Raw genomic sequence first — 11,296 nt, forward strand, 5'->3', positions numbered from 1 at the left:
GATTTCGGCAACAAAGCCACATCTGTTGGTACTTGAGCTAAGTCAGCGAGTAGAGTTATTAGTTGAACGGTGGGATACTGCAAACTACCCAATAACAAATTAACTCGGGCAGTATGTTCATCGCGCATATGTTGTAAATCGGATGCTGAATGTCCAGCGACATCTATCCTATCTATAAGTCTATGGTGACCGTCACACATAAGCATGATGTTTTCCGGAGAGTCTGGTAGTGCATGAGAGCTCTCATTCCCTCTAGGTCCATCTGGATCGGAAGCTACAATGTGAGCCAAATATGCAATCCTTGCATTTTTTGTTGTTAAAGGAGTAGAGCCAAGATCTTGGCCACACCCTCGGTACATACACCTTCCTCCAGCATCATGCCATACCTTAGAAGCTGTAAGGGATGATATTGCTTTGCCTCGACCTTGGCCAAAGAGTTTATCCCTTGCTTTCTTTAGGGCAGTAATATCTTTGACTTTTGCTTCTAGCAACGTCCAGTCAGATTGTGAGGTCTTACTTTCTACTAATACGTCATAAGGAAGCTCTATACGTTTAAGCATGTTCTTCTTAGAAAGCGCCTTTAGAACGGAAACAGCTTCCGTACCTAAATCGCCTACTATTAACTGCGATGGTTCACCCTGTTCATAGACCTTGAAGATATGTTTAGCATAAGCATAAACTATTAGTTTTCCATTTGAGAGGCATAAAGAAAGCCATTCTGCCAATTCTGCGTCAGATAAACCTGACGGATGACCTTTAAGTACCTTCAGTTCGTTTTGCACTTGTAATCCTTTTCCATCATTTAACCACTACTCATTATTAACTGACTCTGACCCAATTTCTTCCTTTCGGTTGCAGACAAGTAAGAACAATAATCAACCAAGCTCATAATGTGGTATTTATTTAGATTTAGTCAAACAGAGGTAACGAGGAATACTAAAAGCAACAAATAGTTCCAGTTAAAACGCTTTCGTACTGTCAATCCCCGATAGAAATGTCCACTTTTAAGAGAAAAGAAATGGAGTCAACCAGGGTGGCTGGCGGTGAATTGGTCAAGTTCAAGAAGGAAAAGGCTCGCTAATGCGAGCCTCATATCTATCAATTGATAGGGACAACGAGCTTACCACTTCGTGCTAACAATACATCGTTTTTAACAATAAATGCTTCGACGAAGTGGTTTCCTTTATAGGACGTCGTTTCTTCTTTAGTTTTTCCACCAATTTCAAATCCGCCACGTAGCTGACCTAATCTAGACGCTTCTTCTCCAGTGTTAGTTATTTGCCAATATATGTCCGAACCAGTAGGGATATCATCTGTAATTGTAAACTTGAGTGAATAATTTTTACCAAAAACAAATTGTTGGACAGCTCTAGCAAACTGATTGATGCTGTTTTTGTTACGGTACTCAACATCTAAGTTGATACTACTAACTATGCCATCTTCACTCCATTTGTGAGGAGCACAGTGTGGAGGAATGGGGTAGTGCTGTTGGCTCGCTTCGTTCAATATTTCATTATAGTTTGCAGCTGTAGCAGATTTCTTGACAACAGAATGAAAATTATCGCCAAAGACTTTTCGCCACTTTTTGATAGACTCAGCTCGATCTGCTTCACCAAATGCATCTTCAATCCAAGTTCTATAATCACCAATTTTTGCTTTGAAATTTGTGTATTTATCTTCAGTCCAGTGACGAGTAAAGGTTTCTTCTGTTTGAACAGGGTTTACAATTTCAGGCATTGTTTCGTGGTGACTTAAATAATTATCTAACCGTACAAAGATCGTCTTCAGCGTGGTAGCTATATCCTTAAAATCATCGCTATTAGATTCATAATCATGAATCATATTGCACATCAAAGTGGTTAAAAGTATTGATTTACATGAGAACGTTGTTTTTATGTCACGAAGGTACTTTGTGAGGCGAATACACTTAATGAGATTGTTGTTTCCTACTATAGAGTTCTTGTCGGCAACCCATTGTTTGTAGGCCTCAGGGTCGGTCTGCTCGAATTCGTTAGTGTGTCTATTCGCAATAAAATATTCTGTATGGTCACCCAAAATTGTTTTCGTTGTTCTTACAATGCAAGGGACTACATCAATATGAAAATCACCCGCATAGTCAAGATAGACGCAACGCGTGTTGTAATGGATCATATTTTTATAGGTAGGTGAGCTCTTAAAAGCTTGATGAAGCTTAGTGATGTAGTCTTTAGGTTCCCAGTTGTCATTTTCATCCATGAAGAAGACTATATCAGCGTCAAACTCCTTGTTTTTGAGAGGCTTGATGATAGTTCTATGTCCATATGAACCCTGTGGAGATGCATTCTTAAAGAGATCTTTGAAATCATCATGACCTTTTATGTACGTCTCAACAGAATTCGAACTCGTTTTCATCTTATTGATGCGAGCCTGATTGAGGTTGACAACGTTTGTTAGGAATTCAGTAAATATTTTTTGATGTTTCACGTAGTTTCCTTACTTGATTAAGTAACCAATTTCTAGGTCTTTATTTATATGTAATGACATTGGTGACTGTAGGTACTGTAGTCTCCACAACCTAGCAAGTCATGCTTGGTTTAGGTTGACTACGTCATTCATAAATGACCAAATGCCTTAATATGTTTCATTATTATTGCTCTTTGAATGTGACTGACGATGGCGTACTTGGATTTAAAACTAAGCACCAAGGGTAGTTATTGCTATTTCTGTCAAAATGGTGAATTTTGATTGTTGGCAAATGGTTTTGATTAAAGTCAGCCCCAAGTCTCATTACGAAAGAAGCTTGACCAGTTATTGTTATGTGGATTTCTTTGAGCTGCGGGAACATTTTCATTGTTTCGTTTATATAGCTACGAACTCGAGTTACAATTGCGACTTGAGCTACTTCGGAAAATAAATTCCCAATGTCTTTTTGTTTAACTTCAAGTTTAGATACTGCATCTAAGTTGAGGTCTTTCATGAAATGGTCATGATCGTTATTAAATGAAACCTCTATAGATAGGCCCCATTTAGTTACGTTATTGGCTTCTATACCTTGCTTGAAAAATAGGCCTATATCTTGTGTGATACGCGTGCCACGATCTCTAGCATCTCGCGTATCTACCCATTTATTTTTCTGAGGGCGTTCGTTATCTCTGTTCCAGCAGTAATAATTTACAAGTCTGCGATTCCCGACAAGAAAGCCTAAAACAAAACTCTGAGGAACATGGGCTAACGCACCCATTGCTAGGGGCTTCATAGGCTCATGCCTATTCATTTTTGCAAGCTTGACAGAGCTAAAGTCATCAAACTGTGCACAAGTTCGAGATAACCAATCTTTGATAGGCTCATTTAAGTTTTGATCAAGATAAAGGTCGTCATGCAAACCCGCTTGGTCAATAGTAGTTTCAAATTGATCACACAGTTTTGGAGCATGGCTATTGTTTAGTGATCGTAAATCAATGCTTTTGGAGCGATTATTTTTGGCTGCTTCTCCCCATATACGCTCATAAATTTCGAGACAGATCCCCATAACTAAACTCAACAGACCAATTGCTGCTGCGAAGTTAATAAGTAAGGGCGATACAACGGGTTCGTTGCTATTAGTAGAAAGTGATATTCCGTTATATGAAAGAGCTGCCACTATTGATCCTATGCCTATGGTGGCAGCAAGAATCCCCGCGCCTGTTTTAATCAAAAGCCTTGCTGAAGATAGTCTTTTTTGACAAATTACGTAGACAAAATCCAATACCACATTTACGAACTGCACAATTATATCCTTACTAATATTGTGTACAATAAGTTACATATGGGGATTAGTGGAATCTATTTCAACTCTCGGAGTAACTAATGCTGCGCCTACTAGAGATGTGCAAAATCGTGGTGACCTTCCAAGTCTACAGACATTTTTAAGGAATGAGAAAAAGTAATGCAACCCACGTTACAGAGCCCTGAGAGACTAAGTAGGTGTGGCACGGAATGGGGCAAAAACGAGCTAGCTACAATAGTAGCTCAACAACAACGCTAATCACGCCCAAGGAGTCAATAGGGGGCACTCTACTTTTCCTACCACGACAAGAAATCGAGTTCATATCGAATCTGGCGTATTTCCTCTTGAGTTAATGAATTCGTTCCCTCGGTTTTGCTCTTTTCTTGGGCTTGGCATCTATCATTACTGAATCTCCCCCAATATCAACTTTCTTCGTGCGTCCACGCTTCTTCGGTTTAGGTGCTTGTTCCGTGGTGATTTTTTGGAGTACGTCACCGATCTTCTGGGCTTCTTCCTCAATGTGACCATCCCCAACATTCGTATATCACAATGTAGAGGAAATACGCTTATGACCAAGCAACTTAGCCACCATCGCAATAGGATAGCCCTCCATCACCCCGCAAATAGCAAACGTATGACGCAAATCATAAATGCGTACATCTTCAATATTCGCTATCTTGCGTACCTCTAGCCACAGTCTTGATACTCCACCCTCTGGGATTCCAAAAGCTCCTAGGAAAGGAAGCACATCATCGCTCGACTCTTCCCCGTAGCGCTTCTCTTATGCGCCTTTAGTAAGCGCTGAGCGGATTTACCAACATGAACCACCTTTGCCCCTGTCTTGCTGTCTGGTAATTGCCATTCCACCCCTTTAACGTATGACCATTTGAGTCCGATCACCTCCGAAATACGACAACCTGTCAGCAATATCAACCGCAGAATATCACTGCACCCTGCCTCAAATTGGCTACGCTGACTGACCTCATTTAAGACCGTCTCTAACCTAGCAAGCTCTTCGAGACTCAAAAAACGATTCTGTTTCCGCTCTGGGTTTCACTTTACTCCCTCACACGGATCTGCTACGCAATACCCTACCTTAACGGCATACTTGAAAATGGAACGCAACACATCAAGGTTTCGGTTTACCCCACCTGCATAGTGCTCACTTCGTGCATCAAACCACCGCAAGACCTGAGCCGAAGTAATACGATTGATTGGGTAGCACCCAAACTTGGCAAATAGCGAGTGTCTAAGCGCTATGTGCGCCTTATCTTAAGGTGCAGACTTCCAACGCTCACAAACATAAGGCAACCATTCATTATTCACAAAGTCATCAAACCGGATCATTTGGATCGGTTTCTTCTGGTTTTCCTGCTCAAGAAACAACACTTGCAAAGCTTGCACATGTTGGCGCTCTTTCGTGAAGGATAACTCCCCAACGACCGCGATCTTTTTATTTTCAACAGATAACGAGGTGATGTAATAACCGCGACCATCTGGGAAGATCTGCACGCCTAACACTGGGAGTTTATTGTCCCATATCTTATAGCTTCGCGTTTTTAAGGGCAGGGCTTTAATGAATTGAACGGTGAGAGGCTGAGACTTCATGCCTGCATCCCCCTCAATAACACACCAGAAACACTAGAAGCGGCTTTTGAAATATCATCACAGCCAAGGTGGGCGTACTTTAATGTGGTTTCAGGGTCGGCATGTCCGAGTAAACGACCAACCACCGATGATCTGATCTTAGATTGGATCACAATACTGGCATAAGTATGACGCAGATCGTGCAAACGCACACCATCGAGCTTAGCCAATTGCCTTACCCTACCCCAAAATAACGTCAATCGCGATTTCACTAAGGGCTTACTACGATCCGAGGCAAGGAATACGTACTCACTATCTGACGACCAGCGATCAAGGTAGTCGCGCACCTGTTGGCATAAATAGACGGTTTTAGCCCCTGTCTTACTATCAGAAAGGTGCAAGTGCCCTACCAATAATCGCTAAGCTTATTGAGGAACCGTTCTGTATTCTTTGATTAGTTGCAACAACCCCATCGAAATACCTGTAAAAGCAATGAAGTAACACCTTCTAGAGATCAAGGTTTATTGGTTGAGGTAGTTAATGAAGTTAATTCCAACATCAAAGCAGAAGATAACTCCGTGAATACCGAGAAGTACTATCAATGCTTTGGGAACAATACAAACAGCTTAAAACAAAAACCATCGCATTCAAGAAAGGAAAGAGCGTCTTAACCCGTCAGGTAGAACCATGTCAGTAATGAATGGAAATAGAGTACATTAGTGAAACTACTGCTGCAATGCTTTACACCACTCTTAGTAATGGCAAACAATTCCTGAATGAAAGACAAGCCTCAACACCTGTTGGTCTCACACCTAAGCAGCATAACTTTGGTGGCAAAGTTTTCATGGTTGAAATCAATAGCTACTTGAGAAGAGAAATTTTGATACCACGCGGCAAAGAGAGTTAATGTATAAGATTAAGTTATCCTTATAAGTTGATCTTCTTACCAGTTATTCCCAAAAACCTTTATCCTCTTGGTGCTTGGGTAACGTAACGATTTGAACAATTGTTTAGTCTGTATTTTCCGTCATACATCACATTTTATATAACGTTTACAGACCACTATGTTATCACTTTTATCACTAACGTTATGGTCCCTACATGAAAAGAAAATTTCTAAGCTCAATTGTCGCATTAGCCCTATTCCCAATCGCATCCAGTGCTTCAGCTATTACCGCTGAGCAGGCAGCAAAAGATTTGAAGCTCACCGAACTGGCCCAAACTTATACGACGAAGCAGGTATTGACTGTCACAGGCTCTAACGAAGCGACTAAGAGTGATGCTCTGTTTGTTGATATGGGTGTTCTCTCTGTCAAAGACCTGAGAAATAGAGAACTCGTTTCTTCTAAACTATCTACTTTCGTCAAAGACCAGCTCGACTTGTCTGAGAACTACGTTGGCAATGTGTCAGACAAAAACATCGTCGAGCGTATCAACAAGGAGTGGGCTGACTCAAAGGTCATTGATGACGAAGAAACTTTGTCTTTGCTTAACTCGTTCATCGATAAAGGTTACACGACTGGATACAATGTCGTAGATGTCACCAAACAATCCAACTTTGATGATGAGCTAATGATCCGATATGGTCATAACGATATCAATCACGCTAATCAACTCATATATCTGATGAAAAGTAAGGGGTTTGACCCTAAAGTCCAGTTTATACCAAAGTCATCAGCGTTTCTTTATCTTCCTGAATGGGGAGAGTCTAGCTATCCTGTGATGACTATGGATAGCGGTAAGATGATTGCAGTTGTTAAGGAATACAACTTGGACTTTGAATTCCAAACACCTGAAAACAAACAGCGCTTCATGGACTTAATTACTCAGTATGCGAAGAAAGATGCTGCAGATGAGAAAGGGCTGCTAATCGAGTCCTGGTGGCAACCATTCTATCGTTCATATACCGAGATGCCAGGCTATAAAGTTCTTGCTGAGAATCGAGTCATGATCGGTGACTATCAAGCGGATCTACTCTCATTACCAGAAAAAGCGGAAAAACAAGAGAAGCAGGTTAAGGCTGCTGCTAAATCTTATGATGTGGTACCAACAAAAGTATGGGTGAACCCTTCCTTCTATCGTTACATGAACGGCGAGTTTAAGTAACAGTATCTCGCTGCATTATTGCGCCTTACGCGGGGCGCAATAGTTGAACTGACCGCTCAATAACTCCCCTAACCCAACAGGTCTATCAAAGAATCCCATTAGCTGTGCCGGCGTCTTACCATTTTTGTTTGGCAGAGAGTAATTATAGTAAGCTGTAAAGACATGAAGCCAGTCATTGATCGATTGATGGTTCACCGTATGAATAAGACTTCCTACATATTTGGATGCTTTACGTAGATACTGCTCCACACCATGTAAGTCAGCTTCTAGAATTAACTTACTCCAAAGCTCGTTTGAAAGGTTGTTTCCTTTAATGTGACAAGCAGCTCGGGTCTTGTCGGAATCGGTTACAAACCCCCACTTATCTTTCCACCAGCCTACCCTTCGAATGTGGAGCTTACTGTTGTCAAACCAATCTATTTTTTGTGAACTTTCTTTGTAGTAAAAAAGCTGATCATTTTCTTTTAATAGATGTTCCAGCGAAGCATTAATAAACGCATTTCTCAACATGGTGTCTTGTTCGACAAAATAGTATCGTCGTGATTTACCCTTAAGATTGTTATGCATCACTAAAGCATGAGCAAAGCTAGAGAGATAAGGTTGAGTCAGTTCGTGCAACCGTGATCGAGATAAATTCTCACCATTACTCATCGGATCTAAGTAATTTGTTCTCGACATTATTCTGTCGTATCCGGACAAGATATCTAGCATCAGATCTTGTTTGTTTTCATTGAGCGCCGCTCGCTTTTTACTCTTCTTTCGCAAAGGTAAAAGGCAGCTTTTATCAATATTTTTGGATAAGTTTGTATCGAACCCTAAAACATAGCCGCTAGGATTATGTACGGAAGCAACTAACATCACCCCTGTTGCTTCTTTGACGAATCGATAGCTACTTGAAAGCAAGCAATCTCCTGGTTGGTTGTAAAACTTAGTTTCTTTGACATGTGCCAAGTACTTTAGCCGGTCGACCATTTCCCTTTGAAGGCTGTAGAAGGTCTTTGGCGTTATTCCTTCTATAGAACATAAGTTTCGGACCCCCTGCCCGTACTTCATGCCATAGAAAATAGCGTGCTGCAGTTCGAGATTTGGGTTTGTTCCCGAGAATCTATCTGTAAACACTTTCGAGCATTCACGGCATTGAAAACGCTGTTTGAGAGTCTTAGTTTTGCCAAAAGCCCGATATCTATCAGGATACGCGTGTACCGCTAGTTCATGAGATGTACATCCCTCATTTGGACAAGATATAAGAGTCGTTTCATGGTATTTTTTCTGGTATTCGACCGCTTGATAAACTGCCTTGTTATTTATGATTTGGGGGTAAGAGCCACACTTTGGACAAAAATAGATATTCAGGTTTCGATTGTTCTCTACTGATTCATACAGAGAAGGATCGCTGTTGCCAAAATTCTCACATTCTGCTGAGACACAATAGTTAACCTGGATACCTTTATAAGACTTATGAAATATCTGATTTACTGTTTGCATGTAACTCTCGTGTTTGGGGCAATAAAAGACCCGCAATGGTATGTTGCAGGCCTTTATTTTAGATCAAATCAAACTCAAAATATCTTTTCAATGACGTGACTTATCACATTGTTGTAGATAAGTGAGCCTAAATAGACACCGACGATACCCAAGATGCCTGATAACACTGGAGGAGCGGGGATCGGAAGTTTAATAGCAGTAAAAATAATCCCTACGATTAAGCCCGAGACCAAGGCGAGTAAAACCTCATTCATTTTTCGAACCCGTATTGTTAAGAACACGGAGACGACCTAATAATCGGCTTTGTAGAGGCCCGACTGCTAGGGAATCACACAGTTTTTCTAGCTCTTCTAAATCCTGGTAAGTAAACATGTTGTAGACTACTTCTAGTAGGTTTTGTTTTGTTTCATCATCAACAAATGCAGCCTCGATAGCACATATCGTCACATCAAATAACTCAACTCGAGAGAATCCAAATTGCTCTGATGCGATTTGATACTCTTTCTCTATGTCAGTACCGAATAACCCCGCATCATCAGTGTTGATGGATAAGCGGACGCCTTTGTCATAGAGTTTTCTCAATGGGTGCTCATCTAGAGATTGTTTCATTTCAGGAACTAATATTCGATTGCTGGTGGGTGAAATCTCCAACGTAATCCTGTCACGAATTAGGGAGTCGATTGTGCATTCATCATCGATAGCTCTAATACCATGACCGATGCGCACAGCGCCGTGCTTTAAAGCGTTTTTAATGCTTTCAACACCGCATATCTCACCTGCGTGGTAAGACTTACGCAGTCCCAAAGCTTCGGCTGTTTCATGAACTTTTGCGAGGCTAGAGAAGGTCCCTGCCATCTCATTACCTGCGATATTCATACCAGTGAGCATTGCTCTTGGATGCTCTTTCATGAAATCTAGGCTCATATTGAGCTCTTTCTCTCCAAGATGGCGAACACCACATGCATGAAGTCTAGTTATGCTACCGTATTGACGCTGTACTTCGTCTATTGCCTGCTCAATTTTTTCCATAATTGCTCTGTATCGTTCAGCGTCAAGTTTTCCCGATTCGCTATCAAAGCAAAGGTGAAACGCTGATGTGATGATTTCGCAATAAATCATTCCTTGTTCGGCGTTACGAGTCAGGAAGTCTTTAACAACGAGGTAATAGTCCTCAGGTTCTTTCACTAGGCTAGCTACCTGATCATAGGTATTGATGAAAGCATTGAAATCACTCTCATCATACTTATATCGACCATTAGGGAAGTCTTTTTCATCATACTCCCCTAGCTTATAGAAAAAATCCTCAGGCAGATTTATCCCGTGTATATCGGCTAGGGTTTTTGCAACTCTAGGAGTAACAGAGCCTTCAATATGCTCATGAAGAATTGCTTTTGGTAGTTGTTTGGAAGTCATTCGCTTTCTCCAAATTAATAATTACGCGAACATGATGAAGATACCAGCTAAGGTAGCTCCCATCAGATTCGATAAGATCCCAGCAATAAGTGCTTTTATTCCCATACTGGCCACTTCTGAACGTCTTTTTTCAACCATTCCACCAATACCACCAATAGCGATAGCAACGGTACCGAAATTAGCGAATCCACATAGCGCAAATGAAACAATGATCTGTGTTTTTTCAGACATTGGCATTCCTGTTGCCGCTACAATAGTGTCGCCACTTAGATACGGAGCTAGATTGATATAAGCAAAGAACTCGTTGATAACGATTTTCTGACCTATGAAGGAGCCAGCAAGTGTTGCTTCGCTCCACGGAACCCCCATTAGCCATGCTATCGGAGAGAACACGTACCCCAAAATCATTTGTAGGCTTAAGGATTCGATTCCAAACCATCCACCAACCCCGCCAAGAAGGCCGTTCAACATAGCAACTAACCCCACAAAGGCGAGAAGCATGGCGCCAATGTTAAGTGCAAGCATTAAACCGTTAGAAGCACCGGATGCTGCAGCATCAATGACGTTTGCTTCCTCTCTGCTTGTATCTTCACTAAAGTCGATTTCTTTGACTTGGTCTGTTTCTGGAATCATGATCTTTGCGAATAGCAATCCACCAGGTGCAGCCATGAAGGATGCCGCTAGAAGGTACTCCATCTTCACACCTAGCTGTGCGTAGCTGACCAGCATGGTACCAGCGATCGAAGCCAGCCCTCCACACATGACAGCAAACAGCTCTGAGCGAGTCATGTTCGGCATGTATGGTTTAATAAGTAGTGGAGCCTCAGTAACGCCTAGAAAGACGTTTGCGGCAGCGGACATTGATTCTGCTTTACTTGTTCCGAGAAGTTTTTGAAGTGCGCCACCAACAATTCTCACGATGAGTTGCATGATACCAAGGTGGCTTTGTTGCCGAAATCG

General features: G+C 41.5%; 12 protein-coding genes and 1 pseudogene. 2 read left to right on the forward strand and 11 right to left on the reverse strand.

Annotated features, from left to right (window positions below; genetic code table 11):
* The 7 genes from HW45_RS04295 to HW45_RS28720 form a co-directional block, all read right to left on the reverse strand.
* On the reverse strand, window positions 1-782 hold a 782-nt coding region (locus HW45_RS04295), incomplete at its 3' end, for an HNH endonuclease (protein ID WP_160171194.1).
* Between the two features lie 316 nt (window positions 783-1,098).
* Complete coding sequence (locus HW45_RS04300) at window positions 1,099-2,463, reverse strand: SMODS domain-containing nucleotidyltransferase (RefSeq protein WP_029863984.1); 1,365 nt, start codon at window positions 2,461-2,463, stop codon at window positions 1,099-1,101.
* Between the two features lie 163 nt (window positions 2,464-2,626).
* The gene (locus tag HW45_RS04305; protein ID WP_029863985.1) at window positions 2,627-3,745 is read right to left on the reverse strand and encodes an SAVED domain-containing protein; all 1,119 of its coding nucleotides are present in this window, start codon (window positions 3,743-3,745) and stop codon (window positions 2,627-2,629) included.
* A gap of 544 nt (window positions 3,746-4,289) precedes the next feature.
* Window positions 4,290-4,493, reverse strand: coding sequence for a tyrosine-type recombinase/integrase (locus HW45_RS30300; protein WP_081875761.1), 204 nt, complete (start codon window positions 4,491-4,493; stop codon window positions 4,290-4,292).
* Window positions 4,478-4,771: a hypothetical protein gene (locus tag HW45_RS28250; protein WP_051867767.1), complete on the reverse strand. Its 294-nt coding sequence runs from the start codon at window positions 4,769-4,771 to the stop codon at window positions 4,478-4,480. Before HW45_RS28250 ends, HW45_RS30300 begins: the two co-directional genes overlap by 16 nt.
* A gap of 246 nt (window positions 4,772-5,017) precedes the next feature.
* Window positions 5,018-5,353, reverse strand: a complete 336-nt coding sequence (locus HW45_RS28255) for a hypothetical protein (RefSeq protein WP_051867769.1) — start codon at window positions 5,351-5,353, stop codon at window positions 5,018-5,020.
* Window positions 5,350-5,733: a tyrosine-type recombinase/integrase gene (locus HW45_RS28720; protein ID WP_200874564.1), complete on the reverse strand. Its 384-nt coding sequence runs from the start codon at window positions 5,731-5,733 to the stop codon at window positions 5,350-5,352. Before HW45_RS28720 ends, HW45_RS28255 begins: the two co-directional genes overlap by 4 nt.
* 191 nt (window positions 5,734-5,924) lie before the next feature.
* Between HW45_RS28720 and HW45_RS30235 the strand changes: the two are divergent.
* Both HW45_RS30235 and HW45_RS04325 read left to right on the forward strand, forming a co-directional pair.
* Window positions 5,925-6,191: pseudogene (locus HW45_RS30235) on the forward strand (transposase); the annotation flags it as partial.
* A 242-nt stretch (window positions 6,192-6,433) separates the two neighbouring features.
* Complete coding sequence (locus HW45_RS04325) at window positions 6,434-7,438, forward strand: hypothetical protein (RefSeq protein WP_038225122.1); 1,005 nt, start codon at window positions 6,434-6,436, stop codon at window positions 7,436-7,438.
* A 15-nt stretch (window positions 7,439-7,453) separates the two neighbouring features.
* On the opposite strand, the gene HW45_RS04330 is transcribed toward HW45_RS04325, so the two are convergent.
* The 4 genes from HW45_RS04330 to HW45_RS04345 all read right to left on the reverse strand — a co-directional run.
* Window positions 7,454-8,923 (reverse strand): hypothetical protein, encoded by a 1,470-nt coding sequence (locus HW45_RS04330; protein WP_038225125.1) that lies wholly within the window; start codon window positions 8,921-8,923, stop codon window positions 7,454-7,456.
* Between the two features lie 74 nt (window positions 8,924-8,997).
* A complete protein-coding gene (locus HW45_RS04335; protein ID WP_038225129.1) occupies window positions 8,998-9,177 on the reverse strand; it encodes a XapX domain-containing protein in 180 nt (59 codons plus the stop codon).
* Complete coding sequence (add, locus tag HW45_RS04340; protein WP_038225131.1) at window positions 9,170-10,336, reverse strand: adenosine deaminase; 1,167 nt, start codon at window positions 10,334-10,336, stop codon at window positions 9,170-9,172. The genes HW45_RS04335 and add overlap by 8 nt, the downstream gene beginning before the upstream one ends.
* Window positions 10,337-10,357: 21 nt before the next feature.
* A partial coding sequence (locus HW45_RS04345; protein ID WP_038225137.1) for a NupC/NupG family nucleoside CNT transporter occupies window positions 10,358-11,296 on the reverse strand: 939 nt, incomplete at its 5' end.

Origin of the sequence: Vibrio sp. ER1A, assembly GCF_000733315.1 — a bacterium.
Lineage (GTDB): Bacteria > Pseudomonadota > Gammaproteobacteria > Enterobacterales > Vibrionaceae > Vibrio > Vibrio mediterranei.

Coding starts and splice junctions, on each gene's coding strand:
- HW45_RS28255 (WP_051867769.1), bottom strand. CDS start 5,353: ATGAAGTCTCAGCCTCTCACCGTTCAATTCATTAAAGCCCTGCCCTTA.
- HW45_RS04325 (WP_038225122.1), top strand. CDS start 6,434: ATGAAAAGAAAATTTCTAAGCTCAATTGTCGCATTAGCCCTATTCCCA.
- HW45_RS04330 (WP_038225125.1), bottom strand. CDS start 8,923: ATGCAAACAGTAAATCAGATATTTCATAAGTCTTATAAAGGTATCCAG.
- HW45_RS04335 (WP_038225129.1), bottom strand. CDS start 9,177: ATGAATGAGGTTTTACTCGCCTTGGTCTCGGGCTTAATCGTAGGGATT.
- add (WP_038225131.1), bottom strand. CDS start 10,336: ATGACTTCCAAACAACTACCAAAAGCAATTCTTCATGAGCATATTGAA.